This window comes from Arthrobacter sp. B10-11 (assembly GCF_033142195.1).
GTDB lineage: Bacteria > Actinomycetota > Actinomycetes > Actinomycetales > Micrococcaceae > Arthrobacter > Arthrobacter oryzae_C.
On the sequence record NZ_JAWMTH010000004.1, the window covers coordinates 309072 to 334361 of the forward strand.

At 65.4% G+C, this 25290-nt stretch carries 27 protein-coding genes and 1 pseudogene; 14 read left to right on the top strand and 14 right to left on the bottom strand.

The features are described from left to right. Position 1 precedes the first annotated feature (1 nt). The 3 genes from RW112_RS14500 to RW112_RS14510 all read right to left on the bottom strand — a co-directional run bounded on the left by RW112_RS14500 (position 2) and on the right by RW112_RS14510 (position 2273). Complete coding sequence (locus tag RW112_RS14500; protein ID WP_317782450.1) at positions 2 to 556, bottom strand: mucin-associated surface protein; 555 nt, start codon at positions 554 to 556, stop codon at positions 2 to 4. Next, the gene (locus RW112_RS14505; protein WP_317782451.1) at positions 553 to 1686 is read right to left on the bottom strand and encodes a serine/threonine-protein kinase; all 1134 of its coding nucleotides are present in this window, start codon (positions 1684 to 1686) and stop codon (positions 553 to 555) included. The genes RW112_RS14500 and RW112_RS14505 overlap by 4 nt, the downstream gene beginning before the upstream one ends. A gap of 185 nt (positions 1687 to 1871) precedes the next feature. After that, complete coding sequence (locus RW112_RS14510; protein WP_317782452.1) at positions 1872 to 2273, bottom strand: hypothetical protein; 402 nt, start codon at positions 2271 to 2273, stop codon at positions 1872 to 1874. Between the two features lie 421 nt (positions 2274 to 2694). On the opposite strand from RW112_RS14510, the gene RW112_RS14515 reads away from it, so the two are divergent. Together RW112_RS14515 and RW112_RS14520 are read left to right on the top strand one after the other, a co-directional pair. Next, positions 2695 to 2934 carry a hypothetical protein gene (locus RW112_RS14515; RefSeq protein WP_317782453.1) on the top strand — a complete coding sequence of 80 codons (240 nt, stop codon included), beginning with the start codon at positions 2695 to 2697 and terminating at the stop codon, positions 2932 to 2934. A gap of 153 nt (positions 2935 to 3087) precedes the next feature. After that, positions 3088 to 4491 carry a cation:dicarboxylate symporter family transporter gene (locus RW112_RS14520; protein WP_317782454.1) on the top strand — a complete coding sequence of 468 codons (1404 nt, stop codon included), beginning with the start codon at positions 3088 to 3090 and terminating at the stop codon, positions 4489 to 4491. Between the two features lie 3 nt (positions 4492 to 4494). Here RW112_RS14520 and RW112_RS14525 read toward each other — a convergent pair whose 3' ends face one another. Next, positions 4495 to 7182, bottom strand: coding sequence for a Tat pathway signal sequence domain protein (locus RW112_RS14525; protein WP_317782455.1), 2688 nt, complete (start codon positions 7180 to 7182; stop codon positions 4495 to 4497). A gap of 186 nt (positions 7183 to 7368) precedes the next feature. Continuing rightward, on the bottom strand, positions 7369 to 8250 hold the full coding sequence (locus RW112_RS14530; RefSeq protein ID WP_317782456.1) for a helix-turn-helix transcriptional regulator: 882 nt from the start codon (positions 8248 to 8250) through the stop codon (positions 7369 to 7371). A gap of 140 nt (positions 8251 to 8390) precedes the next feature. On the opposite strand from RW112_RS14530, the gene RW112_RS14535 reads away from it, so the two are divergent. Beyond that, the gene (locus RW112_RS14535; protein WP_317782457.1) at positions 8391 to 9581 is read left to right on the top strand and encodes an MFS transporter; all 1191 of its coding nucleotides are present in this window, start codon (positions 8391 to 8393) and stop codon (positions 9579 to 9581) included. A 14-nt stretch (positions 9582 to 9595) separates the two neighbouring features. Here the strand turns inward: RW112_RS14535 and RW112_RS14540 are convergent, their stop codons facing one another. The 4 genes from RW112_RS14540 to RW112_RS14550 form a co-directional block, all read right to left on the bottom strand. Beyond that, the gene (locus RW112_RS14540; RefSeq protein WP_317782458.1) at positions 9596 to 9961 is read right to left on the bottom strand and encodes a VOC family protein; all 366 of its coding nucleotides are present in this window, start codon (positions 9959 to 9961) and stop codon (positions 9596 to 9598) included. 251 nt (positions 9962 to 10212) lie between these two features. Continuing rightward, complete coding sequence (locus RW112_RS14545) at positions 10213 to 10815, bottom strand: hypothetical protein (protein ID WP_317782459.1); 603 nt, start codon at positions 10813 to 10815, stop codon at positions 10213 to 10215. 183 nt (positions 10816 to 10998) lie between these two features. Continuing rightward, positions 10999 to 11382 (bottom strand): DUF416 family protein, encoded by a 384-nt coding sequence (locus RW112_RS20880; protein WP_411709909.1) that lies wholly within the window; start codon positions 11380 to 11382, stop codon positions 10999 to 11001. Continuing rightward, positions 11379 to 12137 (bottom strand): DUF4241 domain-containing protein, encoded by a 759-nt coding sequence (locus RW112_RS14550; RefSeq protein ID WP_317782460.1) that lies wholly within the window; start codon positions 12135 to 12137, stop codon positions 11379 to 11381. The genes RW112_RS20880 and RW112_RS14550 overlap by 4 nt, the downstream gene beginning before the upstream one ends. A gap of 132 nt (positions 12138 to 12269) precedes the next feature. Here RW112_RS14550 and RW112_RS14555 point away from each other — a divergent pair, with 132 nt between their 5' ends. Next, positions 12270 to 13190 (top strand): 2-hydroxyacid dehydrogenase, encoded by a 921-nt coding sequence (locus tag RW112_RS14555; protein WP_317782461.1) that lies wholly within the window; start codon positions 12270 to 12272, stop codon positions 13188 to 13190. Between the two features lie 56 nt (positions 13191 to 13246). On the opposite strand, the gene RW112_RS14560 is transcribed toward RW112_RS14555, so the two are convergent. Further along, a complete protein-coding gene (locus tag RW112_RS14560) occupies positions 13247 to 14104 on the bottom strand; it encodes an aldo/keto reductase (protein ID WP_317782462.1) in 858 nt (285 codons plus the stop codon). Positions 14105 to 14236: 132 nt separating this feature from the next. On the opposite strand from RW112_RS14560, the gene RW112_RS14565 reads away from it, so the two are divergent. After that, positions 14237 to 15118 (top strand): helix-turn-helix transcriptional regulator, encoded by an 882-nt coding sequence (locus tag RW112_RS14565; protein ID WP_317782463.1) that lies wholly within the window; start codon positions 14237 to 14239, stop codon positions 15116 to 15118. Here RW112_RS14565 and RW112_RS14570 read toward each other — a convergent pair. Next, positions 15087 to 15857, bottom strand: a complete 771-nt coding sequence (locus tag RW112_RS14570; protein WP_317782464.1) for a nuclease-related domain-containing protein — start codon at positions 15855 to 15857, stop codon at positions 15087 to 15089. The two genes, RW112_RS14565 and RW112_RS14570, sit on opposite strands and share 32 nt — an antisense overlap. A 122-nt stretch (positions 15858 to 15979) precedes the next feature. Between RW112_RS14570 and RW112_RS14575 the strand changes: the two genes are divergently transcribed. The 8 genes from RW112_RS14575 to RW112_RS14605 all read left to right on the top strand — a co-directional run bounded on the left by RW112_RS14575 (position 15980) and on the right by RW112_RS14605 (position 22568). After that, a complete protein-coding gene (locus tag RW112_RS14575; protein ID WP_317782465.1) occupies positions 15980 to 17266 on the top strand; it encodes an MFS transporter in 1287 nt (428 codons plus the stop codon). Further along, a complete protein-coding gene (locus RW112_RS14580) occupies positions 17226 to 17603 on the top strand; it encodes an ArsR/SmtB family transcription factor (RefSeq protein WP_305942434.1) in 378 nt (125 codons plus the stop codon). The genes RW112_RS14575 and RW112_RS14580 overlap by 41 nt, the downstream gene beginning before the upstream one ends. Positions 17604 to 18139: 536 nt before the next feature. Further along, entirely contained in the window at positions 18140 to 18589 is a 450-nt protein-coding gene (locus RW112_RS20885) for an HIT family protein (protein ID WP_411709910.1), read from the top strand. Between the two features lie 380 nt (positions 18590 to 18969). After that, entirely contained in the window at positions 18970 to 19893 is a 924-nt protein-coding gene (locus tag RW112_RS14585; RefSeq protein WP_317782466.1) for a hypothetical protein, read from the top strand. 91 nt (positions 19894 to 19984) lie between these two features. After that, positions 19985 to 21175 (top strand): hypothetical protein, encoded by a 1191-nt coding sequence (locus tag RW112_RS14590; protein ID WP_317782467.1) that lies wholly within the window; start codon positions 19985 to 19987, stop codon positions 21173 to 21175. A 328-nt stretch (positions 21176 to 21503) separates the two neighbouring features. Further along, positions 21504 to 21731, top strand: coding sequence for an ANTAR domain-containing protein (locus RW112_RS14595; protein ID WP_317782468.1), 228 nt, complete (start codon positions 21504 to 21506; stop codon positions 21729 to 21731). Positions 21732 to 21743: 12 nt separating this feature from the next. After that, a complete protein-coding gene (locus RW112_RS14600) occupies positions 21744 to 22139 on the top strand; it encodes a hypothetical protein (protein ID WP_317782469.1) in 396 nt (131 codons plus the stop codon). A gap of 108 nt (positions 22140 to 22247) precedes the next feature. Further along, positions 22248 to 22568, top strand: coding sequence for a YegP family protein (locus RW112_RS14605; RefSeq protein ID WP_317782470.1), 321 nt, complete (start codon positions 22248 to 22250; stop codon positions 22566 to 22568). 7 nt (positions 22569 to 22575) lie between these two features. On the opposite strand, the gene RW112_RS14610 is transcribed toward RW112_RS14605, so the two are convergent. Next, positions 22576 to 23424, bottom strand: coding sequence for a PhzF family phenazine biosynthesis protein (locus RW112_RS14610; RefSeq protein WP_317782471.1), 849 nt, complete (start codon positions 23422 to 23424; stop codon positions 22576 to 22578). A 160-nt stretch (positions 23425 to 23584) separates the two neighbouring features. Here RW112_RS14610 and RW112_RS14615 point away from each other — a divergent pair. Then, positions 23585 to 24395: pseudogene (locus tag RW112_RS14615) on the top strand (SDR family oxidoreductase). Here RW112_RS14615 and RW112_RS14620 read toward each other — a convergent pair. Both RW112_RS14620 and RW112_RS14625 read right to left on the bottom strand, forming a co-directional pair. Then, positions 24392 to 24586 carry a hypothetical protein gene (locus RW112_RS14620; RefSeq protein ID WP_317782472.1) on the bottom strand — a complete coding sequence of 65 codons (195 nt, stop codon included), beginning with the start codon at positions 24584 to 24586 and terminating at the stop codon, positions 24392 to 24394. The pseudogene RW112_RS14615 and the gene RW112_RS14620 sit on opposite strands and share 4 nt — an antisense overlap. Positions 24587 to 24824: 238 nt before the next feature. Then, on the bottom strand, positions 24825 to 25262 hold the full coding sequence (locus tag RW112_RS14625) for a hypothetical protein (RefSeq protein ID WP_317782473.1): 438 nt from the start codon (positions 25260 to 25262) through the stop codon (positions 24825 to 24827). Between the last annotated feature and the right edge of the window lie 28 nt (positions 25263 to 25290).

Here is a 25290-nt window from a genome sequence, read left to right on the forward strand (position 1 = left end):
CTCAGGGGCCTTTGCCCTTTTGGGCGGCTTCCCCGGACTTGGCCTTACCGTTGCCTTGTCCCGGCGCATGGTCCGGGACGGCGGGGTCTGGCTCGTCCGGGGCGGCGTCGGCTGGTGTCTGGTCGGCAACGTATGGGGCGACGGCGGGCGCCGGTGCGGCCGGAGCGGGCTGCGGTGCCGGTGCGGCTTCCTGCTTCGCGGCTTCCGCGGCCCGTGCGTCTGCCGCCGCCTGGGCCAGGGCCTGGAGGTCGGTGCGCACCAGATCAAGTGCTGACTTGATGCTCTGGAACCTGGCGAAAGTCATCCCGCCGTTGGCGGCCTCACCCTTTACGTGTTCTTCGAGGCGTTCCAGTTCGCGCAGGGCGCCGTCCGGGTCGCTGGCTGCGGCCGCTGCGCGCACGGTGGCCAGGCTGCTGCTGAGGGCTGCTGCTGAATCGGCTGAAAGCTCCGATGCTTGCGGGCTGCAGCCGGGAAGGAAGGCCAGGAGGCCGGCCAGCAGAATCGTCTTCAATACGGTGGGCAGGGTGCGGGGTGAGGCAGTGGTGCGCAGGGTCATGGCGTCAGTGTCTTTTCCAACTCGTCCAGATGGTAATCGAGGGGATTCGTGTGGAGGGATCCTGCCGGCGGGGCCGGCGCCGCGGGAGCGCCTCCGTAGGTGGCGGTGGTGAAGCCGAGGAGGAGCGAGCCTGCCAGTATGGCCCCGGCGGCTCCCCTTACCCGTTTGCTGAGCTTCCGCCGCCGAGGGGGCTGCGTGAGGCTGGCGTGACGGGCGGTGTGCCCGCCGGGCGGGGTGGCGTGCCGGGCGACTGAAGCCGGGTGGAAGGGGGTCTCCTGTGCCAGTTCGCGCAGCAGTGCCGAGGCGTCTGCCGGCGACGGCCTGTCTTCCGGGCGCCTTGCGGTCATGTGGGCCAGCACCTGCTGCCAGCCCCTGCTGAGGGTTTCCGGAATGACGGGATCCCGCTGGAGCCTGGCAATGCCGGACTCCACGTGGTTCCCGGGGAACTCCACCTGCCCGGTGAAGCACTCAAGCAGGACGAGACCCAGCGAATACACATCGCTTGCTCCGGTGAGGGCTTCCCCCATGGCCTGCTCGGGGCTCAGGTAGGCGGCTGTTCCCACGGTTCTGCCGGTAACGGTCAGCCGGTCCGCTTCCAGCATCCGTGCAATGCCGAAATCCGCCAGCTTGGCCCGCCAGCGGCCGGTGCCTGCGGTGGCCGTCGGCTCGAACAGCAGGACATTTCCCGGCTTGACGTCCCGGTGGATGACGCCGTGGCTGTGCACATAGTCCAAAGCGGAGGCAAGGTCCGCACCGATGGTTGCCACCTGCTCCATGCTGAGCGGGCTGGTGCGGATGAGGCTGCGAAGGTCGGGGCCGGCAACGTACTCCATGACCACATATGCCCGCTCATCCCCGGAGTCCGGCGACTCGGACCCGGCATCGAACAAGGTCACCAGGGACGGATGGTTCAGCGATGCAAGGATCCTGATTTCGGCCTGCTGCCGGGCAAGCACGTCCGGGTCCGCGCTTTGGCGGTTGAAGAGCTTGACGGCCACCTCACGCCCCAAGGACTCATCGCGGCCGCGGTAAACGCCCGCCGCGGCCCCCCTGCCTACGAGTTCGAGCAATCGGTAACGGCCACCCAAAACCAGCTCCGTGGTTTGCTTTTTCGCAACTTCTGTCATCATCCATCGCTCCTAGCCACTTACAACTCCTGGCCATCGTCACGGACAATCCGCTGGCCTGTGCACGTTAGTTACTAAGCATACTGATAATTCTCTGATTGGCATCAGTGCGGCTGGATTTTGTAGCGCGGAAGAGCCAGGGGCGGCGTGCCCCTGGCTCATCAGTGTGAATCGCGAAAAGGATCAGTTCACCGACCGCGGTGAACCTCAACGACGTCGCTCTTCTCCCACTTGGTCCAATCGGTCCATTCGCCGTTGTTCTTCTTCACGCGGAAGGAAACGATGTGGTAGACCTCTTCGGCGCCCCTCTTGTCAAGGTTGCGCACACGGTCAACACTGTGGATGGTCCTGGCGCCGTCGCGCCAGCCGAATTCTTCGGTGAACCGAGATGCGCCGAGGAAATCGTCACTGCGCCGCGGGCCGCGCTCGTCTTCGTAGCGCTGCTGGCGGATCTGGACGGTCTTCTTGCCGTCGCAGTCAACCTTGATCCTGAAATCGACCCTGTTGCCGCGCAGGTCACGTGGATCCAGGGGGTCCACGGTACAGCCGTGCCGCTCAGTTTCCGCCTGCACCGGGGCAGCCATTGCCACGGAACCCCCAAGCAGACCTAGTGACACGATCGGGACAAGAGCGATTCTTGCCCGGATGCCGGCTTTCATTGTTGGAGTGATGGACATTTCTTTTGCTCCTAGGAAGGATGCGAACCATTTCGGGCAGCGCCAGCCGGCCACGATCAAAAAACTGGTTGCGGCCGGGCCTGCCCATCCCATTTTCAAACAGCACACCCGGTCCCTGCGGGGGCTTGACTCCGGGCGCTGCCAACGGCTTTTCGTGGCCCGGTAGTACAATCCTCCCCCCTGCTATTGCACTAACGCCAGAGCCGATGTACACCTATTTTCCCGCGAATTCACGCAAAAAATGCGGACTTATTCGGGATGTTGAACGTCCGGAATCTGGCCGGCATGAAGGCGGCGGCATAGGCTGGATTTTCCACGAATGAAAGGTGCCATCATGACCGAACCCCAGGACGCAGCATCCGATCCGGCGGGCCTCATCGGCCCCGGCGACCCGGAGACCGTCGGGCAGCAGCCCCACCCGGAGAAGGGCGCGGCGAAGAACATCCGCGAAGAACAGCAGACGCAGGCCGGCGGCACCGTCCCGGCGTCGTACGTTGGCAGTGGCGACCCGGACGCGGAACGCAAGCCCGAGGAGGCGGCGCAGGACGCCGGCACGTGGGATGACGAGGTGTAACGCGGCGTAACCGCGGGCGTGAATTTTGATTCCATTCTGCGGTTAAACAATTCCGCAGTACGGATTTAGCATTCCGGAAACACGGGGATCCTAGCGTTGCCTATGACCTTCAGGCGTCCAGTGCGCCGTTTCCCCGTTGATTGGCAGCCCCTGATGAAACTTCCCTCGCCCCTGGCGCCCGACGCAAGCAGCACACCGCTGAAGAAGCCGCTGTACAAGTCGTTGTTCGTCCAGATCCTCGTGGCTGTGTGCCTCGGGATCGGGATCGGCCACTTCTGGCCTGACCTCGGCTCGGCGCTGCGGCCGCTGGGCGACGGTTTCATCCAGCTGATCAAGATGATCATCGCGCCGCTGATCTTCCTGGTGATCGTCACCGGTATTTCGGCCGTGGGCGACGTGAAGGCCGTGGGCCGTGTGGGCGTAAAGGCGCTGCTGTACTTCACCGGGGCCACGCTCTTCGCCCTGGTGTTCGGGCTGGTGGTGGGCAACATCGTGCAGCCCGGCGCCGGACTGAACATCGACCCGAACACGCTCTCGCAGGACGCCCTCAACGCCAAGACCGGCACGGCGCCGCCCAAGGATGCCGGCGCATTCCTGCTGGGCATCATCCCCGCCAGCGTGGTGGGCGCGTTCGCCTCCAACAGCCTGCTGCAGGTGCTCTGCTTCTCGGTGTTCTTCGGGGCGGCCATCGTGGTGGTGGGCCGGGAACGCTGCCTGCCCGTGGTGAATCTCCTCGAGACGGTGCTGGAGCTGTTCTTCAAGATCATGGGCTGGGTGATGCGTGTGGCGCCGGTGGGTGCGTTCGGCGCCATGGCGTTCATCATCGGCCAGTACGGCCTCGGTTCGCTGAGCACGTATGCGCTGCTGATCGCCGCCTGCTACGGGGCCGCCATCATCTTCATCGGCCTGCTGTTCGTGGTGGCCTGGGTGTACCCGCGCGTCCCGCTGTGGCAGTTCATCAAGTACAGCCGTGAGGAGTTCCTGCTGGCGCTCGGCACGGCGTCCACCGAGTCCGTGCTGCCGCGCATCATGACCAAGCTGACCAACGCCGGCTGCTCCCGCGCCACCACCGGCCTGGTGGTGCCCACCGGCTACTCGTTCAACCTGGACGGCGCCGCGCTCTACCTGTCCATCTCCCTGCTGTTCCTGGCGCAGGCCTTCGGGTACAACCTCGACCTGGGCCAGCAGCTCGCGGCCCTGGGCATCCTGATGCTGACGTCCAAGGGGATGGCGGGCGTCCCCGGATCGGCCTTCCTGGCGCTCTCGGCCACCGCGGCCGCGCTGGGCATCTTCCCGGTGGCCGGTGTGGCCCTGCTCCTCGGCGCGGACCGCCTCATGGACTCCATGCGCGTCTCCGTGAACCTGCTGGGCAACTGCGTGGCCACCTTCGTGGTGGCCAAATGGGAGGGCCAGTTCGACCGCGACGCCATGCTCCGCGCCTTCCGCGGTGAGGTCACCGAAACATCGGAAACTCCGGAAAGCACGACGGCGGAAGGTCCGACGGCGGCCGGCGCACCGGCGGCTGATGCCGCCGTCGAACCCGTGGCAGTCCGGTAACGCTCAGGGGGCGGGTTCGAGTGCCGGGAGGTGCTCGCCGATCAGGGCCAGGTTCTGGATCACCGCCAGGCCGAACTGTGCGGCGTCGTTGGTGGACACCGTGGCTGCCTCGTCCACGGGGGTGAGGACGTACGGCGGTTCGATCTTCCGCAGCGTGAACGCTTCCGCGTGGTTGAGGTGTTCGCCGCCCTCCGCGAAGCTGAGCCAGGCGCCGGCGGCAAGCCCGGCATCGCCCAGCCGCGAGGCTGCGTAGGCGGAGAGCCGGCTGTGGGCCTGGGTCAGGTAGATGCCGTCCAGCGGCCGGCCCACCTCGGCAACCTGTTCCTCCGGCGAGGCCAGGAACAGCCGGCAGTACTGCAGCCACGCGCGTTCGAAGGCGGCGTCCGGCACCAGGCTAACCAGTTCGCTGCAGATTTCCACCAGTCCGAACACCGCGGAGAGATGCGAGACGCTGATGGCTTCGCGGCCGGCGTCGAACCTTCCTTTATCCAGGTCGTACAGCGCCTCGCCCGTGAGGAAGCCGTATTTGAGGGCGCCGATGTCCGCCATGGTGCCCAGCAGCCTGTCCCGCGAGCGGGGGTTGCCGGTGCGCTCCCAGTCGGTCAGCCACGTTGCTGCGAGGGACCCCCAGTCAGTTCCCAGGCTCACGGCCAGCGCGCTGCGGTCCGGCCGGTAGGTGGCGGCGTCCGGGCGCACCTTCCGCGTGGGGTCCAGGCCCAGGAAGTTCCGGTCGCTGTCCACGAGCTCGGAGAGCAGGTCGCCGGTGCGTTCATCGGCCGTCAGGTAGTAGTAGAAGCGGCGGTAGGCAGGGGTGCTGATGCGGAGCTGCTTGGCGCTGCAGCCCCAGTGCTGGACGTTGTGCCGGGAGCCCAGGCCCTGCCAGGGGCCCGCGTGGTAGGTGTCCACTTCACCTGTGTGGCGGGTCATGGCCTCGGCAAAGCGGAACACGTCCGCCCGGCCGGACCGCAGGTACATGTACCAGAGCCACAGGTCGGGGGAGAGCTCCGAGTTGTCCCAGGCGTACCCGCCCACGTCATAGCGCCAGGCGTGCCGGTCGCCGTCGTAGGTGTGCATCACGTCGCCGTAGTTCCAGAAGCCGTACCAGCGGCGCTGCTCCACCTGGCCGGCGTAGAAGTCGAACAGGAAGTCCAGCTTGTCCTCCAGCCCGGCCCGCTCCGGCGTGCTGCGGTCCACGGGCGACCAATCGCCGAACACTCCGGCTGAGTGCAGGTACTCCGGGGTGGCCTGCAGGAGGGGCGGCGTGGAGGATGCCTCCACGTCGGCGGCGAGGGCGCGGGTGTCCGGCGTGGATGCGTAGGCGAACAGCGTCAGCTCGTGCGTACGGGCGATGCCGTGGGGATTTCCAAAGCCGGGCTCGTAGTCCTCGTAGGTGATTTCCAGGCCTTCGAGCTGGTCCTCGAAGGTGTCCTGGCCCAGGCCGTCGTGGTAGAAACGCAGGTCCATGGGCTGCGCCTCGGGGGAGTAGAACCAGGCTGTCACTTCCGCCTGCGCCGTGGCGGCGCTGCGGATGTCCAGCTGGCCGGGATGGGACTGCCAGAAGTTGCGGACGCCGATGCCGAAGCCCCCGCCGGGAGTGCTCAGGGAACAGAACCCGGCCGCCCGGGTGCCGCCGGAGATGCCCACCCAGCCGTGGCCGGCAGCCGTGCGCTTGCGTAGCTCGAAGCCGTCCGCGCTCAGCTGGGTCAGGGTGTAGTCCCCCCACGCGGGGATCAGGTGGAGCCGCGTGGAGACAAACTCGCTCCACTCCTCCAGCGGCGGGGTTGCCTGCCCCGCGACCTGGGCTCGGCGGACGTCGTCGCCGGGGTCCCGGCGCAGCCCGGTCAGGCCGCGCACCGCCTCTGTGAGGAAACCGCCGCCGGCCCCTGCGATCCGCACATGCCTGTCGTGGAGCTGGCCTTCCAGCGGAACTGTGAAGCGGACGCCCAGCCCGGCCAGGAAGTCGCGCTCCGCGTCACCGTCCCAGACGAAGGAGTGGACCATCCGTACGCTGCGGGCGCCGGCGTGGAAGTAGAACCGGACCACGAACGGCAGCCAGCTGCGCTGCCTTCCGTCTGCGGGGGCGTCCGGCCGGTGCGCGCCTTCCAGCCGGACCACCGCGCGGACCGGGCCGCGTTGTTCAAGCACGACGGCGGCCACCTCGCCGGTGAACGCGTGCCGGCTGGCGTTGCCAGGGCCTTCCGGGACACCGTCCTGGAGCAGGCTGACCAGCCGGGCGTCCTCTGCCACCACCGTGCCGCCGCGGGAGAGGGAAGTAAACAGGGCTGATCCGGTGCGGCTGATGACCATGTCCAGCGTGCCGGTGGACACCGTGATGGTGTCCTCCGTTTCCGTCACGGCGACCTGCGGTGCGGGCTCAGGCGCCGGCGAGGCCTCAGGCGCCGGCGGGCGTCCAGCCGCCGGCGGGGTGCCGACGTCGGACATTACCCGGTAGTGCGCGGAGGGGGAATCGGTGGCCGGCAGGGCGATGCCGGCCCACTTCAGCGAGCCGTCCGGCCAGGTGGCCAGCGGCCAGGCCTGTGAGGGGACGGTCCGCCCGTCGGCATCCGAGACGGAGATGCCGCCGGCGCCGGCAACTGCGCCGCGGGCGAACGGCATGCCCCACGTGGTGCCGCCGGAAATCTCCGCGGGCGCGCCGCCGTCGAGCCAGTTGAGCTGTGCTTCGGGGGCCATGCTTCTCCTTAGAAACGGGATGGGTCGCGGCCATTGGTTTGGGCTTCCGCGTGGTTGGATCGTTTCAAACTGCGCGGAGGCCGACTCGGTGCTGAATTGTGGAAGGGTGGCCGCAGTGCGTGGGAAAACGTTTTCCATTCTTTCTAACAGCCGAGAGCGTCGGAAGTCAACGCCCGCAGGGCTTCATCACTCCGCGACAGGCTGCGGGGGTGCGGCCACGGCGCCGCGGGCCGGCGCAGTCCAACTGGCGAGCAGATTAAGGGCTGCCGCTGACGGCGATCCAGGTTCGACCGTAAGGACGGTCAGCAGCTGTCCTGGATCGGTGGCGATTTCGAACCCCTCGAACCCGAAGCTGAGGTCACCCACCAAGGGATGGTGGTAGCGCTTGACGCCTGAGCGGTATCTCAGCACGTTGTGCGATGCCCAGAGGGTCCGGAAATCCGTGGACTGGGTGGATAGTTGCCCGATCAGGTTGATGAGGTCCTGGTCCTGGGGATCACGCGCCGCAGCGGCGTGCAGCAGGGCAACACTGTTGCGTGCCGTCTGCTCCCAGTTGTAGTGGAATTCGCGGGCACGGGGATCGAGGAAATTGAAGCGGGCGAAGTTCGCCTGGCCGGTAGTATCCTCGAGCATTTGTGAGTAGACGGCGCGGGCAAGCTGGTTCGCGCCGAGCAGGTCCATCCGGCCGTTCTGCACGTACGCCGGGCCGGTGACGGAGTCGAGGACCATCTGGATGGCCGGGCGGACGGACTTCCGGCCCGGGTTGGCCGAGGCCCGGCGTTTGGGGCGGCTGGCCTGGGCCAGATGCATGAGGTGCTCGCGTTCGGCGTCGTCGAGCTGGAGGGCCTCGGCAATGGCCTCGAGTACCTCCGCGGAAGCGCCCTTGGTCTTCCCCCGTTCCAGCCGGGTGTAGTAATCCACGCTCACGCCGGCAAGCTGGGCAACCTCTTCGCGGCGCAGCCCGGGGACGCGTCGGGCACCGGAATGGAAGGGCACTCCGGCCTGTTCGGGCGAGAGCTGGGCGCGGCGGGAGACAAGGAAACTCCTGATCTCCGACTGGTAATCCATGGATCGATGGTAGCCCTCCGGACCTGCGCTTTGGGGGGCCCTGCCAGTACCCGGGTACGCCGCACCCGTGGTTAACCGCGGCCTTCCCGCCCGTCGAAACCGTTGCTTGACTGGTCTGACGAGATGGAGAGGACCACCCTTTGAGCACCACAGACAAGACTGATTCAACGCCGCAGCTGATGAGCCGGGGGCTGACCCTGTTGTTCGCTGTGGCTGGAGGTGCCGCTGTGGGCAACCTCTACTGGTCGCAGCCCTTGCTGGAGTTCATAGCCCGCGATTTTCAGTCATCCGCGGCAACCGCCGGCTGGCTGGTGACTCTCACGCAGATCGGTTACGTGCTCGGCATCCTGCTGGTGGTGCCGCTGGGGGACGTCCTCAACAGGAAGCGCGTTGTCCCGCTGATCCTGCTGTGTTCCGCCGTCGCACTCGCTCTTTGCGCGGCGGCGCCATCAGTCGTTGTTCTCCAGACAGCGCTGTTTGCCGTCGGGCTGAGCACCGTTGCCGGCCAGTTGCTGGTTCCCCTGGCGGGCGACCTTGCCGGAGCTGGCGCGCGGGTGAAGGTGGTGGGAACCGTGACGGCGGGCATGCTCACCGGCATCCTGCTCTCCCGGACCATCAGCGGCTTTATTGCCGGCCTTCTCGGGTGGAGGGCCGTCTACATTGTCGCGGCGATCGCCGCCGTCGTTTTCGCCGTGGTGCTGCGAAGAGCCATTCCGCAGCTGGAGCCCAAGACGTCGATGCCGTATGCAGCCCTTCTGGCATCGCTGGGGACCATCCTTGCGCAGCACCGGATGATCCGGTGGACCTTGCTCCTGGGAGCCACCGCCTTCGCCGTCTTCACCATGTTTTGGACGTCGCTGACCTTCCTGCTCAGCGCTGCTCCCTTTTCCTACACGGTCCCGGTCATCGGACTGTTCGGTCTCGCAGGACTGGCCGGGGTCATCACCGCGCAGCGGGCCGGCTGGCTGTACAACCGAGGCTGGGGGTTCCCCGCGACCGGTGCCGCCTGGGCCGCGACGTTACTGACTCTGGTGGCCGCGGCCCTGGGCGCCGGTTCCGTCGTGGTCATCGTTCTTGCCGTCATTGTCATCGACATCGCCATCCAGGTGATCAACCGGATCAATCAGGCCAGTTTGTTCGAAGTCTCCCATGAGGCCAGGAGCCGCCTGAACACCCTTTTTGTGACCGGCAATTTCATCGGCGGTGCCGCGGGATCCGCGGCCGTGGCCGTGCTCTGGCCGATCGGCGGCTGGACGGCCATCATGGTGGCCGGATCGGGACTGTGCCTGGTCGGACTCCTGCTGTGGTGGCTCGGCAGGCGGACCGCTTAGCCGTTCCGTCCCGCTTAGCCGTTCCGTCCGGCGGTGTTGATGACGCAGAAGCGGTTGCCTTCGGGATCGGCCATGATCACGTAGTCCGCGTCCGCGGGCCGTTTGCTCCACTCGACCCGGGTGGCGCCGAGGCCCAGGAGCCGCTGCACTTCGCCGGCCTGGTCCTCGGTGTAAAGGTCCAGATGGATGCGCGGCGGGATTTGCACTGCCGCCGGGACGCGGTCCAGCGAGATGCAGGTGCCCGCACCGCCCGGCGGCTGCAGGATCACAAAGTCGTCGTCAGGTTCATGCCGAGGCTCGAAGCCGAGGGCAGCCTGCCAGAAGGCCATCTGGGCCTGGAGGTCGTCAACCCGGAACACGATCGAGCCAATGCTCAGCATCCGGCCAAGGTACACCGACGCACACAGCCCCGCAACGCTGGCGGGACGCGTCCTATCATTTGGCCTTGCAAAACAGATCCTGACTCTCCAGGAGCATATGGCCCAAAACCACGCAGAGCTGGAGACCCTTGTGCAGCGAGTTCGGTGTGACTCGAGCCCGCCCCTACTGACAAGGCAAAGCTGCCTCACCAACAGCTTCAAACCTGGAGCGGCTCGTCAATGGTTGACCAATTTAGACGAGACGAAAGAGGCTATCTCTTAGGAATGCGGGGCTTCTTGGCCAAGATCATGTCGGCAAGCGCCATTCCGGTCTCCCTGTTCTGCCTTCCGGAAGGCACCAGCCGAATGACTGCGACGTAGGGTGTGTTCCACGAATCGATCTCGATGACCAACATTGGACGGCGACTCAGTGGCCTCCTGAGTGTTTCCATTCTTACTGAAACGACCTGCTCCCACGGCACCAAACCGAAAAACACAGGTTGCCTTCGTTGTCGGACCAACTGCAGGCCACGGGCATCTGCGACCAAATCCAGGATGAACCCCGTCCCCTTCGTCTTTGAAGTCAACGGACCCTTCTTAAGGAACCTTCCGAGTTCCTTTCCTGTCCAAAGGGTGTCGACGACCAGGCCTCCGGGATGGTTTAGCTGCAGCCACGTCTTGAACGTTCTCGCTTTATAGAACAGCCACACTAACCATGACGGTATGACAATCGCCATGATGAGGAGGGCAACCCCGAGAACCTTAAGACCGTCCGGGTAGCTAAGGGATTCGTCGAGTTGAACTAGGAATCTGACCAATAGGACTGCGATGCCGATGAGCCCTATGGATGTACCCAGCTGGCGCTTCTTATTCATCAGACATCCCCCAACTTGCCACCACACTGCCGTGCTACTGCTTACCGTACTTCTTGTCTACAAGGTAGCGGGGGACCGCTGCTTGACGAATATAGAAGCACCCAAGAGTACTCGTCGGTAGGAGCACCTCGGGGCCCTGTAGGGGTGCAGTTCCTCCGGGTCCGTGCCTTTCCCCGGGCCGACTCAGGGAAATGTCGCCGCCCAGATTCGCCCTTCAATCCCCGCGCTCTGCCGGAGTTGAAGCCATGAGGGTGGAGACGACTCAGCAGTCACGAGGTACCGGTCGATGGCCGATAGGGCAGCTTGCACGAAATCGGAGTCCACAGCTTCGTCCTCGCGGGCCCTGGCCGCCGCCGCATTCTCCACGCGTCCAGAGGTGACGTCCCAAGTGCATGAGAGGATCTCGGCCAATCTTCGGGCTTTTGCCGTTGTTTGAGCCGAACGCGCATATCGCTCATAAAGGGGATAGAGCCGTTGGGCGCACGCAGTGGCGAAGGCTGTCTTCGCCCAGCGGTCCAGCCTGTTCAACCTCACTAGCAGTGCGCGCTCGTCATACGCCCGCATCATCGTCCGAGCAGCCGTCCGAACCAGCGCCTTTTTCGAGCTACCGGCGCCGATTCGGGCGCGGCCGGTTCATTCGCCGTGATTGGTCCCGCCGTTTCCTCGTCGAATTTTCCAACCACGCGCAGGTCGACATGTATGCCAGTGACATGTCCGTCCGCGGCCCTTGTCTGTAGGAGTGGATAGAACCCGTCACCCCATCCGGAGTGAGCAAGCACGACGTTTTCCCCGGCCGTTGCCCTGGGCATCACTATGTTGGCCAAACCGGCGGGAAGAGGCGCCTCGGCGTCCATGAGGGAAAACCAAGAGTCCGGTTCGTCGGAATCGTAGACATCCTCGTACCAGTTCGTGCCTTCGGCTGGCATGCAGCGAGCGACGGAGTCGGCGTCAACAAAGGCAACTGTTCCCGCATCCACTCCGACGCCAAAAAACTCCCCTTCACCCGGGGGTCCGCCAAGTCCCGGAGCGAGCTCGACTGTAGCTGGCTCTGCGTCGGACAATATGACGGACAAATAGGCCTCACGCTTGTGTGATCCGTCCTGCTCTTCGGAAACATCGGCGATGGTGACACTGACCGGATAATCTCCTGACGGAACGAGCACCACCGTTGGCTGCTCAAGTTCGACGAACGGATCACACGCGCCGAGCCGGCCCGAGGGAACTCGGAGGATGCCCAGACTTTGGACGCTCAACGATGCGAACGAACCATTTGCCAAGGGCGCAAAGCCTGTCTTCAGGGCGTAGTGATCAACGATATCCATGCGGTTATCTTCGGCGCGTTTGCTCAAGAGAACGTCCCGCGACACCCGCCAATCCCTTGGACCAACGCGGGTCCGTCCGGAGGCCGGACACCAGTTCCTGTCACCTACCGTCCCTCCAATAGGCTGGCAATCATGACCCGGAAGATCACTGTCAGCCTGCCCGATGCCGTACTTCGCGAGTACATGACGCCGCACCCGGACGTCACCGTTGTTGAGTGGGACTTTGCGGGGGAGCCGCCGCAGCCGCAGATCGACATCGTGGTCCCGCCGTATATGGGCGGAACGCGGGTTCTCCGGAACCTTGAGGCGGTGGAGACCGCCCTGGTGCAGAGCCAGTCAATCGGGTACGACGGCGTGGCCGACTCGCTCCCGGAAGGCCGGGTTTTCGCCAACGCGGCCGGCGTTCACGAGACATCCACTGCCGAGCTGACGCTGGCCATGATCCTGGCCAGCCAGCGGGAACTTCCGCGGCTCATGAAGAGCCAGCAGGACGGCGTCTGGGACGCCCGGCCCACCGCCAGCCTGGCCGACCGCCGCGTCCTCATTGTGGGCTATGGCGGCGTGGGCAAGGCAATCGAACAGCGGCTCATCCCGTTCGAAACAAGTGTCACCAGAGTTGCCAGCCGGCGGCGGACGGACGAAAACGGCGTCATCCACGGCATAGACGAACTGCCGGCGCTGCTGCCGGAGCACGACATCGTGGTGGTCGGTGTTCCCCTCAGCGACGCCACCAAGCACCTGATCGACGACGCCTTCCTTGCGGCAATGTCCGACGGCGCGCTGCTGGTCAACGTGGCCCGCGGACCGGTGGCGGACACGGAGGCGCTGGTCCGCCACACCGGCTCCGGCCGGATCCGCGCCGCGCTGGACGTCACCGATCCCGAGCCGCTGCCCCAAGACCACCCGCTGTGGGGCACGCCCGGCGTCATCATCACCCCGCACGTGGGCGGAGCAAGCTCCGCGATGCGTCCGCGCATGGGCCGGCTCCTGCAGCGGCAGATCGACCTTATGCTGGCGGGGGAGCCGCCGGTCAATGTGGTGCTGGGCGGCTAGTCCGGATCGCCCGGCCAGGGGCCCTCTCCGCAAGCTCTCCGCAGGGGCGGGACGGCTCAGTTGAAGCGCCGTCCGCCCAGCCAGCTGACCATTGCGGGGTCGCGGTGGTCGAAGAAGAGGCTGGCGCCGGTGTCCAGGGCGGCGATGCGGCCCATCTGCTCGTCCGTGAGGGCGAAGCTGAAGACGTCAAGGTTCTGGGCCATCCGCTCCGCACGGACCGACTTGGGGATGACAACTACGTCGCGCTGGATCAGCCAGCGGAGCACCACCTGGGCCACGGACTTGCCGTGTTCCTCCGCGATGGCGCTCAGGAGCGGGTCGGTGAACAGGTTGTTCTTTCCCTCGGCGAACGGACCCCAGGACTCGATCTGGACGCCGCGTTCACGCATCAGCTCCTGGTCGGCGGCGCGCTGGTGGAAGGGGTGGGTTTCGATCTGGTTCACGGCAGGGGCGATCTCGTTGTGGTCGATGAGGTCAACGAGCCGGTCCGGGTGGAAGTTCGAGACGCCGATCGCACGGACCAGGCCCTCCCGGTTGAGCTCCTGCATGGCCCGCCACTCGCTGTAGTAGTCGCCGAGCGGCTGGTGGATCAGGTACAGGTCGAGGTAGTCCAGGCCGAGCCTGTTGAGCGAGTTGTCGAAGGAGCGCTTGGTGTCGTCCTGGACGTTGCCGGTGGGAGCGTGCTGGATCCAGAGCTTGGTGGTGATGAAGAGATCCTCACGGGCGATTCCGCTGGCCTTGATCGCGGCGCCGACGGCTGCCTCGTTGCCGTAGGAAGCTGCAGTGTCCAGGTGGCGGTAACCGGCGGCGAGGGCGGCCTCGACGGCGGTCTGGGTCTCTTCGTCGGGGATCTGGAAGACGCCGAAGCCGAGGATGGGCATCTGGACGCCGTTGTTAAGGGTGACGTTGTTCATGGGGTTCCTTGGGGCTGGATCAATGCGGGCTATTACAAGAGAACCAGCCCCTTCCCGCGCGTGGGAGTGCCTGTTGTGCGGTGTACTGCCAGTTCCTGTTAGGAGGCTCCAGGGCGCCGTAGCGTAGATCCCATGGACAACAACAAGGACGTCCGCGAGTTCCTGATGAGCCGGAGATCGCGGATCACGCCCGCCCAGGCAGGCCTCACGGCATTCAGCGGCACGCGGAGGGTGGCCGGTCTCAAGCGGGAGGAAGTGGCCATGCTGACCGGTGTCAGCACGGAATACTACTCCCGCCTGGAACGGGGAAACCTGCGTGGCGTCTCCGATTCGGTCCTCGACGCGTTGTCCCGCGCCCTGCAGCTCGACGAGGCAGAACGTGCCCACCTGCTGGACCTGGCCAAGGCGGCGGCGCCAGCCAGGGCGGCAGGCTCACGGCGCCCACGGGCGGAACTGCTGCGCCCCAGCATCGAACGGATACTGGCCGGGATGACAGGAACTCCCGCCTACGTCCGGAACTCCCGCATGGACGTGCTGGCCGCGAACAGCCTCTGCTTCGCCCTGTACAACGGCATCTTCAGCCCGGCCACGCTGCCCGTGAACCTTGCCCGGCTGATGTTCCTGGACGAGCGTTCACGGGACTTCTTCGTTGAATGGGAAACAATCGCCGACGATCTCGCCGCCGCGCTCCGGGTCGAGTCCGGACGAAACCCCCGTGACCGCGCGCTCAACAGCCTCATCGGAGACCTCGCCGCCGGGAGCGCCGAGTTCTCCACCCGCTGGGCACGACACAACGTCCGTTTCCACCGCACAGCCCGGAAAACAATGCGGAACCCGCTCATCGGCGAAATCGAACTTACGGGCGACGCCCTGGAACTGCCCGGCGAGGGACTGACCCTCATCGCCTACACCGCTGACGCCGGCAGCCATGCCCAGGAACAACTCGACTTCCTCGCCAGCTGGAACACCAGCCAGGCGGCGGCTACAGAAACACGTTCCCAACCGTCACCGTAAAAAATCCGACGAAGGCGGCGAGCACCCACAGGAGGCGCCGCCGTCGTGCCCGTTCCACAACGTCCCGGAGTGAATTGAAACGGTGCTGGAGCTCTACCGGATCGCCTTGCGGCACAGGATTCCGGTGCCAGGTCCGCGGCGCCCGGGCGGCGGACACAAGCCTGAAAACTTGATCGGCGGGGAGCGCAGGCGGCAAACCGCGGAGCCAGCGCAGCAGCTGCCGGTCGGTGAGAACTTTGGCACCGTCGGGTTTCTTCTTGATGGTCAGACTCCTGGGTGCGATAACCACCACCACGCCCGTGGGGTTCACCGGAACGCCTGATGCCGCAGCCAACAATTTGCCCGCCCGGGCCGCCTCATGCGCTGCATTGGGGATATGGCGAGTTCGCTGTCCAGCCACCATCAGCGTCCGTCCGGCCACCCATACGGGCTGGTCGGAATGATTCTTGGTGTTGAGGGTGAAGACCCCGGCCGGCCCGATCAGGACATGGTCGATGTCCGAATTGCCTGTACCGACCGGCACGGCGTGAAGGACTGTCCATTCCGGCCCCAACGCCGCAAGCAGCCGTCCCACGGCCATTTCGCCCAGAGCGCCGCGGTACCAGGGCAGGGAGTCCGCGCTGAGCGGATTGGCGCCGAAAAACCGCCCTAGCAGGGAACGCTCGGCGTCCTGTTCGCGAACGTCCAGCAGTTTGGTGATGACTGCCTGCCCGGGCACGCGGTCGCTTAGCTCATGCATGCGACCGATCGTAATCCTTGGGAGCCAGGGAAGCCGTTTCGCCGCGGCTTGATGTGCTCGTCCCCACCACTTAGGCTATTAAGTGCACACTCATGCACTTATGCACACTGGGAAGTTGGGCCATGCTTACGGTTTTGCGGGACAGCACCTACCGCCGGTTGTTTGCCGCGCAGGTGGTCGCCCTGCTGGGAACCGGGCTTTTGACGGTGGCGCTGGGCCTGCTTGCGTTCGATCTTGAAGGCAGCAACGCCGGCGCCGTCATGGGCACGGCCTTGCTCATCAAGATGCTCGCGTACGTGGCGTTCGCGCCGGTGGTCAATGCCCTGGTGGCGCGGTTGCCCAAGAAGCCGGTGCTGATTGGGGCGGACCTGGTCCGCGCGGGTATGGCGTTGTGCCTGCCGTTCATTACGGAGGCCTGGCAGATCTACGTCGTGGTGTTCCTGCTGCAATCGGCGTCCGCGACCTTCACTCCCGCGTTCCAGTCCCTGATCCCCAGTGTGCTGAAAGATGAGCGCGACTACACCCGGGCCCTCTCACTGTCCCGCCTGGCGTACGACATGGAAGCGCTGGTCAGTCCCGCGGCAGCAGCCCTGCTGCTGACGGTGGTCAGTTACAACAACCTGTTCCTGGGCACAGTGTTCGGGTTTGTTTTCTCCGCCATTATGGTCGCCCTGACAGTCCTGCCGCAGGCTATGGCCCCCGCGGGGCCGGTGACGTCGCTGTGGCACCGGACCACGCTGGGTGCGCGGATCTTTTGGCGCACCAGCCGGTTGCGGTCCCTGCTGGCGCTGAACGTGGTGGTTGCGGCGCCCACCGCCCTGGTGTTGGTCAACACCGTGGTCTATGTCCGTGACATGCTGCACCGCCCGGACGCGGACCTTGCCCTTGCGCTCGCGTGCTTCGGGGTGGGCTCCATGGTGGTGGCCTTGTCCGCTCCCGCTGTGCTGGAGCGGTTCGGGGACCGGGCGTTGATGCTGACCGGCGCCGTCGTCATTCCCGTGGCGCTGTGCGGTGCCACCGCAACCATGTTCCTGGCGCCGCCCGGTGCGGGGTGGTGGTGGCTGCTGGGGCTCTGGTTCCTGCTGGGGGCGGGCAACTCCACCATCCTCACGCCGTCGGCGCGGCTGCTGCGGGACGCCTCCACCGAGGAGACCCGGCCCTACGTTTTCACGGCGCAGTTCTCCCTCTCGCACGCCTGCTACATCGTGGCCTATCCGCTGTCCGGATGGATCGGGGCGGCCGCCGGACTGGGCTGGGCGGCGCTGGCGGTGACAATCCTTGCGATACTGGGAAGCGCAGGAGCCTTCCTGTCCTGGCCCCGGCGCAGCAGCCCCGAGGCAGTCCGGCCCGAGACCGAGGAGCAGCCCGTTGAGCAGTCAACCGAGCATCCCGCTAGCCGCGTCCGCTGACGAACCCTCGCTCGTCCACGCTGTAGCGCCCGGAGCGGAACTGCTGGAAACGGCCGCCGGCACGCTGCGGATGCTCGCCGAGCCCACCCGGCTGCATCTGCTGTGGCAGCTTGGCCAGGGACCGAAGACCGTCACCGAACTCACGGACCGGGCGGGCGTGCCCCGCACGGTCGTCAGCCAGCACCTCGCCAAGCTCCGCCTCAGCGGGCTGGTGGATACGAGGAAAGACGGGCGGCACGTCATATACTCCCTGCGCGACGGGCACCTGATCCGGCTCATCCAGGAGACAATCAACCACGCGGACCACCGGGTCACCGGTGAACCCGTCCACGAGTAGCACCCTCGGCCGCGCTGCGGCGTGGGCGAGAGGTGCCTGCAAAAATGGGGCATGCCTCGGCATAACTATCCGATCAGACGAGGATGGCAACATGGGAAGGCGGGAAAGCTGAAACAGCAAGAATGGGGCATCGTCGTTCGCAAGAACGATGGCGAGATTCTCTACTACTGCTTGCCCACCGGAAGTCAAGGACCAGAGCGGTGGAGCTATCGAGAAAACGAGGCTTTGCGATTTGGATCTCAGGACGCGGCGTATTCTCTCAGCCAAACGTTTGCGACGAATGCGGTCGCGTTGGATTATCGGGTCGCCCCGCTGACCCCTTTGAAGGCATAATCCATCAAGCGGTGCTGCGGCATAGCGCCGAGTTCAAGAAGTGCTCGCCTCGAACAACCGCAATGGAGCGGACGTAGGCGGCAGCTCGTCGAAAGGGTCCCCCCAAACACAAAAACCTCTCGCTGCATTACACTCTGCGAATCGTCCCTTTCGGGGTTCCTAAAGTGCAGCGGTGGCAGCATTCCACAGGGCAGGATGGTTGCATGAGCTGTGTATTTTGTTCCTTGCTGCTAGGGGCCACATCTGCTGATTGGGTCGCGAGAGAGGAGCATGCCGCTGCGTTCCTACCCCTGCCAACGAGCTCATTAGCCCCCGGACACACTCTGGTGATCCCCACGGCGCATGCATCGGGAGTCCATGAAGCGGGTTTTTCTTCGCTAATCGCCACAATGGCGCTTATCCAGAAAGTCAGTCTGGCCATGCGCCACGCCTTGGGCGCCCCAGGCGTGAATATACTCAGCGCCAGTGGTCCAGGATCCGAGCAATCCGTATCCCATCTTCACTTCCATGTCGTTCCTCGATGGGAAGCTGACGGGTTGACAACATGGCCGAGTCAGCGCTCGCTGAAGAAGATTTCAGAGAGCCCTGCGCGTTTACTCGCCGACGCTATCCGCGGGTTTGATGCTGGTGAACTAAGCGGCCCGCGCGGCTGAGACGAACGCTGGCCCATTCGAGAACGGCGCGGGGACGACCGTTGATCTCTTCCATCTTTTTACCGCCGGTTCACCTGTATTCCGGTGAATCTCGAGGATTGTGCAGGGGGGCCGAGTTCGAATGTTCCTCTAGCAACAGCTGAACATATCGCTCGCGCTTGTCCGTAAGCCCCGACGGCCCAACCTTCCGCGTACCGCGTCGCGAACGTCCCGCAAAACACCCCTTCCGGTCAGATGTTGCGACGCTCAGGAGAAAGCAGTAACCACCACAATTCAAACTTTTGTGAACCTGCACCCATCCACCTCCCCGGCCGGCCACGAATGGCTTGTAAGTCCTGCGGTAATCGATGATGTCCGGCCCCGATCGGGAGGTGAAGCAAATGCGCGCCAGTGCGTCCTGGCTTCCCTCCGCCCTGCGTAGCCTCATTTTGGGTGCGCTGCTTGCGGCTGCCTGGGTCATTTTCGGGGCCGTCTCGGCGCAGGCTTCGTCCCTGCTGCCGCCTGTCACGGACACAGTCACGTCTGATGCCGCGACTGACTCCGTGACAGGCGGGCAAGCCCCCCTGGCCGCGGTGACTGAACCTGTCGCCACCGTGGCAGCCCCGCTGGCGCCCCAGATCCAGGCCATCGCCGAACCTGTTTTGGCTCCCGTTGACGACGCCGTGGCTCCCGTTGCGGCGCCGGTCACCGCCGTCGTCGAACAGGTCACCCAAGCGGCTGCGCCGGTTACGGCGCTCGCGTCCGACGTCGTCGCCCCCGTCACGCAAACGGTCGCCGCCATCACGGCGCCGGTCACCGGCCTGGCGGCTGAGGTCACGGCACCTGTGCTGGCCCCGGTCGGGTCTGCCGCCGGTGATGTTGCCGCCGCCGTCCCCGACGTCGTCGGCGATCCTGCCCAGCTGCCCGCCGCGGTCGCGACACAGCAGAGCCCTGCACCTGCCGACGCCGCCGGTTCTGCCGCTGACCCGGCCCCTGAGGGCCTGGCCCAGACTTCCCTGACGACCGCCATGCCGGACGTCGCGCCTGCCCAGTCGGCAATTTCCGACGGCGGCAGCACCGTTGTCATGACGGCGCGGACTCCCGCTCCCGAGCGTCCCGCAACGCCAGCTCCCGCTCCGCCGGCAACGGCCCCGGCGGGTTCCGGCTCCATGCTGAGGACGGGCGGCGACGGCGGATCCGCCGCTGCAGCCGACGTCCCTGCCTTCCAGTTTTCCTTGACGCAGATCTCGCTCAAGGATGTCCGCGACTCCTCCGACGAGCTGCCCGGTTCGGTCAGCCTGGACCACGGCTTTTCCCCCGACTAGTGAGGCCGGCACCGCGCCCTCTGCGCGGACGGCACTTCGCCACGCACCTCCCGTGCCTGGCTCTCATTTCACTAGTAAGGAACCAATTGTCATGAAATCTTTCGTACGCACCACCCTGTGCAGCGCCGTTTTCGCCGGCGGAGTACTCATCCTCGGCGCCGGCGCAGCCTCCGCCTCCGATTCCACCACCACGACATCCGACCTTGGCCTCGGCTCGGGAACCAGCATCGGCCTGAACCTGGGCGCCAGCCTGGATGCCGCCGCTTCTGCGGTGTCTGAAGGTTCGGTAGTGAACGACGGCGGGTCCTCCACTTCAGGGCACGGCACCACTGACGGCAGTGTGGTTTCGGACCTGAGCGCGGGCCTTGGCCTCAACCTGGACGCCGACGCCAACCTGCACACGGCCACCTACACCGTGACCGAGGGCTCGGTCGTGAACAACTCTGTTATGAACGACGGCGGCACCTCCACCTGGAGCGAAGGCTCGACTGAGGGCAGTGTTGTGTCGGACCTGAACGCCGGTCTGAACCTGGATGCTGACGCCAGCCTGGATGCCGCGGCCACCGCGGTGTCTGAGGGTTCGGTTGTGAACGACGGCGGCACCTCCACCTGGAGCGAAGGCTCGACTGAGGGCAGTGTTGTGTCGGACCTGAACGCCGGTCTGAACCTGGATGCTGACGCCAGCCTGGATGCTGCGGCCAGGGCGGTGTCTGAGGGTTCGGTTGTGAACGACGGCCATGGCACCTGGAGCGAAGGCTCCACTGAGGGCAGTGTTGTGTCGGACCTGAACGCCGGTCTGAACCTGAACGCTGATGCGAACCTGGATGCTGCGGCCAACACCGTGTCTGAGGGTTCGGTTGTCAACGACGGCGGGTCCTCCACTGAGGGCAGCATCGTCTCCGACCTGAACGCCGGTCTGAACCTGAACGCTGATGCGAACCTGGATGCTGCGGCCAACACCGTGACCGAGGGTTCGGTTGCCAACGACGGCGGCACCTCCACCTGGAACGAAGGCTCCACTGAGGGCAACATTGTCTCCGACCTGGACGCCGGTCTGAACCTGGATGCTGACGCCAACCTGGAGGCCGCGGCCACCGCCGTGTCTGAGGGTTCGGTTGTCAACGACGGCCACAGCACCTGGAACGAAGGCTCCACTGAGGGCAGCCTCGTCTCCGACCTGGACGCCGGTCTGAACCTGAACGCCGACGCCAGCCTGGATGCCGCGGCCAAGACCGTGTCTGAGGGTTCTGTTGTCAACGACGGCAGCGACAGCCTCCTCTAAGTAGACAAGTCTGTCTCGCGATGAGCGCGGCTGACTAAAGAGCCGGGGTGCTGTCCTATGACAGCATCCCGGCTCCTATCTTTTAGGAGGAAGACATCAATGCCACTTACAAGGACGGCGTCCTCGAAGTCCGCACACCCGTTCCGGAGCGGGAGCTGAGCGAGTCCAAGGGGATGAAGCTTCCCATCACCCGCGGCTAGCTGCCGAGCCCTGCGCCGCGCACGCCGACGGGTTTAAGCTGAATGCGGGAACGAAATTTTACCCGCACACGATTTCTCCGGATGGCCGCCCGACTCGGATTGTCCGGTGACTGGCCCCAGGACGTTCCATGGCTGAGAAACTTCCACTGGATGAGCTCTCGGGCGCAATCGGCAGGATCCGCCGCCTGCTCCTGAGGGACATGGTGAACCGTGCCTGCGGCATCCTGATGCAGCGGCAGGGCTTCGGATGCGAGCGGGCCTTGGAGGAACTGATTCGCCTGGCCAAGCGGGGCCGGATGACCCTTGCCGAGGCCAGCTTGGAAATCATTGCAGCCATGCCGGGCGGCAGGGATTAGGGGTTCGTCATCATGGGCTTCGATCTCAACGAACCTGAGCAACGCCGGCAGCTCCGGGCAGCGCTGATGGCCGCGGACCTCACGGCGGGGGAACTCTGGCTGAACTACTTCAGCATCGGCGGCGGCGTGGGCGAATACGAAGTCGAAGCGTATCTGCAAGGTTTGCTGTCGCTTCCGCCGATCCAGCGGGACCTTCTCGCCATGGCCGCCAACGAACTCATCGAGGCCGTTCCGCGCCAATATGCGCCGTACTCCGACGACCCGGACCTGGCCGGTTCCGCCCCGGAACCGGCGCAGCACCCAGCCCAGGAAACAGCCCAGAAATCAGGACAGGACGACGACGGCGATCACGGCGCTCGCGGCATGCGCGGCTCTGACGAACCGACGGATCCGACCGGCGACGACTAGCAGCCCTGACCGCGATAGGGAGGGGCCTTAATGCTCTGATGGCCGCACCAACCCGCAACTAGGCTGGAAACCGTGAACTCATGACCTAGAGAGTGGAGGCTGACAACGATGTCCGGACACTTCGAATTGATAAGCGCACCCGACGGCGGGTACAGGTTCCAGCTCATCGGCAAGTCGGGGGAACTTGTGGCGATATCGGTAAAGTTCCCCAGCAAACGGGCGGCCGCGGCAGGGATCTATCGCGTACGTGAGATCGCCGGGACCGGGCTGATCCGCGACCTGACAGAGAGCCGCCGGGGCGAACCCTCCCATCGGATCAGGCCCTCGCAGCCCGTGCCGGTCCATACCGGCACCCAGAGGGTGCGCGCGCGGGCAGCCCACCCGCATCTTGACCTGGAACACACGAAGATCGGCAGTTCCGTCCACTAAAGCGGACCTACAGCGATACGCTGCCGCTCACCACGGACCGGCTCACCCCGCCGATCCAGATGGCGTCATCCTCGACCGTGACGGTCAGCAGGCCGCCGCGTCCCAGTGCAGTGCCTTGCTGGACGGTGTAGTTCCCGTCCACCACGCCTTCGTGCAGGAGCCATTGCGCCAGCCCGGCGTTGAGGCTGCCGGTTACCGGGTCCTCGGGAACGCTCAAACCGGGAACGAAGGCCCGCACTTCGAAGTCCGCGGGTCCGCCCTCCGGGTAGCGTCCGATGACGCCGATGCATAGCTCATCCATCAGTCCGAAGTCGGGCTGCAGCTGCAGAACTTCTTCGGCGGAGTCCAGCCGGATTCCCAGCCAGCCCGGGCCGTTGTCCACCCAGTTGCTTCCGAGGACCTGGCCGGCGTCGAGGCCCAGGCTGATGAGGGCCTGTCCCAGTACTTCGGGTTCAACCGGACCGGAGCGGAGCAGCGGCGGTGCTGCGAAAGCGAGATCGGTGCCCGAGCGGCGGATCCTGACCAGCCCTGCCTCGCATTCCTGCACCAGCTCCCCGTCACGGCGGGGCTGCCCGCCTTTTTCCAGCCACGCGTGCGCCGAGCCGAGGGTGGGGTGCCCGGCAAACGGCAGTTCGGTCGCGGGCGTGAAAATACGCAGCTTGTAGTCCGCTTCCGGGTGCGACGGCTCCAGGAGGAACGTGGTCTCGGAGAGGTTGGTCCAGTTCGCGAAGTTTTGCATCTGTTCCGTGGACAGGCCGTGGGCGTCGTGCACGACGGCGACCGGGTTGCCTGCCTTCGGCCCGGGGGCAAAGACGTCGACCTGGGAGAAGGGATATTCGTTTGCAGTGGTGGGCATGCTGGTCATAGCAACCCACCGTAGGTGGCCAGCGCGCCCCGGCACCATAGCCAATTCCGGAAAGTGGCCTTGCCCGGAAGACCGTTGCACCCGGCAGCCGGCAATGCCTACCGTGGAAACCGTCCTGGTTTGACCAAAGATCGTCATCAAAGGAGGCATCATGAAAGGCACAACCGGGTTCTCACCCTCAACCGCAATCGTCACCGGCTCCGATTCGGGCATCGGCCGCGCCACGGCAGTCGCGTTGGCCCAGGCCGGCATTGATGTCGGAATAACCTGGCACTCGGACAAGCAGGGCGCCGAGGAGACCGCCGAAGAGGTGCGCAAGCTCGGCCGGCGGGGCATTGTGCGGCAGCTGGACACCACGGATCTGCACGGTGCAGCGGCAGTCATCGATTCGCTCGCAGAGGAGCTCGGCGGCCTGGACGTCTTCGTCAACAATGCCGGCACCGGCGACGCGACCAAGTTCCTGGACCTGGACATTGCCACCTGGACCAACACGCTGGATACGAACCTCAACGGTGCCTTCGTGTGCCTGCAGGCCGCGGCGCGCCGCATGGTCAAAGCAGGCAAGGGTGGGCGCATTGTTGCTGTCACCAGCGTTCACGAATTCCAGCCGCGGGTTGGCGCCGCCGCATACGACGCCTCGAAGCATGGGCTCGGGGGGACTGATCAAGACCATGGCCCTGGAACTCGCCGAGTTCGGCATTACGGCCAACAATGTTGCGCCCGGAGAAATCGCCACGCCAATGACCGGCCAGGAGGATCAGGATCCGACGACGACGGACCGGCCGGGGGTTCCCTTGGGCCGGCCGGGCGACGCCCGGGAGATCGCAGCCGTCATCGCCTTTCTGGCATCTCCGGCGTCCAGCTATGTCACAGGTGCTTCGTGGCCGGTGGACGGAGGAATGCTGCAGATGGGCCCGCAGGCCGGATCACACATCACCGGGCACGACTGGCGGGAGGGCTAGTCCGGCCCGTGCCAGGACCACGTCGGGATGCGCAGCCCGTCCGGCACCTCATCCGCGGAATGCTCGTACCGGGACATCGATGTGGTGGCCCACGCGAAATAGTCGTGCAAAACCCGGTAAAGCCGGGTGTCGGACGCAAGCCCGACGTCGGTCAGCGCCTGGTCGAAGCAGGTGATCGCTCTGCGGTCCATCTCCTAGTGCGGTCCGTTGCCGCTGTGGATCCGCACTACTGACGTCTCGTCGCCATACGAGCCGGAAAACCGAGGCGGGCCGCCCAAAGCCTCCGCCCAGTAGGCAGCCAGGCGTTGGCCAGCGAGAGGAAAAAGTCGTCGCCGCCGGCGGCCTCGTACACGGTCTGCATGCAGCAACCATGGCACGGCGCACCCGCAGGTGGAAGAAGCGTCCCCGCCGTTAGCTGAGCCCTGTGCTTTATCTGCCGGCTTGTTGATCGGAAGCCGACAACTCCTTCTGCGGTTGGAAGAACGCGTTGGTTGCGGGCTGCCACATCAGCACGCTTCCGGCCACGGCGAGGATGAGGCTCACCATGGGAAGCACGGACCAGTGGTTGTTGACGGCGCTGGAGACGTAAAACACCGCGACGAGCGTTAGGACGACCCTTGCCCAGTGGGTGCCCCTGAGCAGCCGCAATGCCGCCCAGACCTGAAGAGCGGCGAAGGGAGCGCCGAACACTACGCCCACCAGTTCGAGCCAGCCCCACTCGGCCTGGTGCATGCCGATCCGAACCAGTGTGATGATTCCGGGCACCGCCCAGGAAGTGAAAGTGCTGGCGATCCAGAACGCCGCCGACGCTCTCACTGCCGACGGCGTCGTGGCCGCTCCGCCAAAAATGAAACGCTGTTCCCCCATGGAATTCCCCCCACTACACCGTGTATTT

Coding starts and splice junctions, on each gene's coding strand:
- RW112_RS14595 (WP_317782468.1), top strand. CDS start 21,504: ATGGCTGAGAAACTTCCACTGGATGAGCTCTCGGGCGCAATCGGCAGG.
- RW112_RS14520 (WP_317782454.1), top strand. CDS start 3,088: ATGAAACTTCCCTCGCCCCTGGCGCCCGACGCAAGCAGCACACCGCTG.
- RW112_RS14560 (WP_317782462.1), bottom strand. CDS start 14,104: ATGAACAACGTCACCCTTAACAACGGCGTCCAGATGCCCATCCTCGGC.
- RW112_RS14550 (WP_317782460.1), bottom strand. CDS start 12,137: ATGGATATCGTTGATCACTACGCCCTGAAGACAGGCTTTGCGCCCTTG.
- RW112_RS14505 (WP_317782451.1), bottom strand. CDS start 1,686: ATGATGACAGAAGTTGCGAAAAAGCAAACCACGGAGCTGGTTTTGGGT.
- RW112_RS20885 (WP_411709910.1), top strand. CDS start 18,140: ATGAGCTGTGTATTTTGTTCCTTGCTGCTAGGGGCCACATCTGCTGAT.
- RW112_RS14545 (WP_317782459.1), bottom strand. CDS start 10,815: ATGAATAAGAAGCGCCAGCTGGGTACATCCATAGGGCTCATCGGCATC.
- RW112_RS14500 (WP_317782450.1), bottom strand. CDS start 556: ATGACCCTGCGCACCACTGCCTCACCCCGCACCCTGCCCACCGTATTG.
- RW112_RS14575 (WP_317782465.1), top strand. CDS start 15,980: ATGCTTACGGTTTTGCGGGACAGCACCTACCGCCGGTTGTTTGCCGCG.
- RW112_RS14620 (WP_317782472.1), bottom strand. CDS start 24,586: ATGGACCGCAGAGCGATCACCTGCTTCGACCAGGCGCTGACCGACGTC.
- RW112_RS14600 (WP_317782469.1), top strand. CDS start 21,744: ATGGGCTTCGATCTCAACGAACCTGAGCAACGCCGGCAGCTCCGGGCA.
- RW112_RS14610 (WP_317782471.1), bottom strand. CDS start 23,424: ATGCCCACCACTGCAAACGAATATCCCTTCTCCCAGGTCGACGTCTTT.
- RW112_RS14525 (WP_317782455.1), bottom strand. CDS start 7,182: ATGGCCCCCGAAGCACAGCTCAACTGGCTCGACGGCGGCGCGCCCGCG.
- RW112_RS14565 (WP_317782463.1), top strand. CDS start 14,237: ATGGACAACAACAAGGACGTCCGCGAGTTCCTGATGAGCCGGAGATCG.
- RW112_RS14625 (WP_317782473.1), bottom strand. CDS start 25,262: ATGGGGGAACAGCGTTTCATTTTTGGCGGAGCGGCCACGACGCCGTCG.
- RW112_RS14555 (WP_317782461.1), top strand. CDS start 12,270: ATGACCCGGAAGATCACTGTCAGCCTGCCCGATGCCGTACTTCGCGAG.
- RW112_RS20880 (WP_411709909.1), bottom strand. CDS start 11,382: ATGATGCGGGCGTATGACGAGCGCGCACTGCTAGTGAGGTTGAACAGG.
- RW112_RS14530 (WP_317782456.1), bottom strand. CDS start 8,250: ATGGATTACCAGTCGGAGATCAGGAGTTTCCTTGTCTCCCGCCGCGCC.
- RW112_RS14605 (WP_317782470.1), top strand. CDS start 22,248: ATGTCCGGACACTTCGAATTGATAAGCGCACCCGACGGCGGGTACAGG.
- RW112_RS14540 (WP_317782458.1), bottom strand. CDS start 9,961: ATGCTGAGCATTGGCTCGATCGTGTTCCGGGTTGACGACCTCCAGGCC.
- RW112_RS14590 (WP_317782467.1), top strand. CDS start 19,985: ATGAAATCTTTCGTACGCACCACCCTGTGCAGCGCCGTTTTCGCCGGC.
- RW112_RS14515 (WP_317782453.1), top strand. CDS start 2,695: ATGACCGAACCCCAGGACGCAGCATCCGATCCGGCGGGCCTCATCGGC.
- RW112_RS14570 (WP_317782464.1), bottom strand. CDS start 15,857: ATGCATGAGCTAAGCGACCGCGTGCCCGGGCAGGCAGTCATCACCAAA.
- RW112_RS14585 (WP_317782466.1), top strand. CDS start 18,970: ATGCGCGCCAGTGCGTCCTGGCTTCCCTCCGCCCTGCGTAGCCTCATT.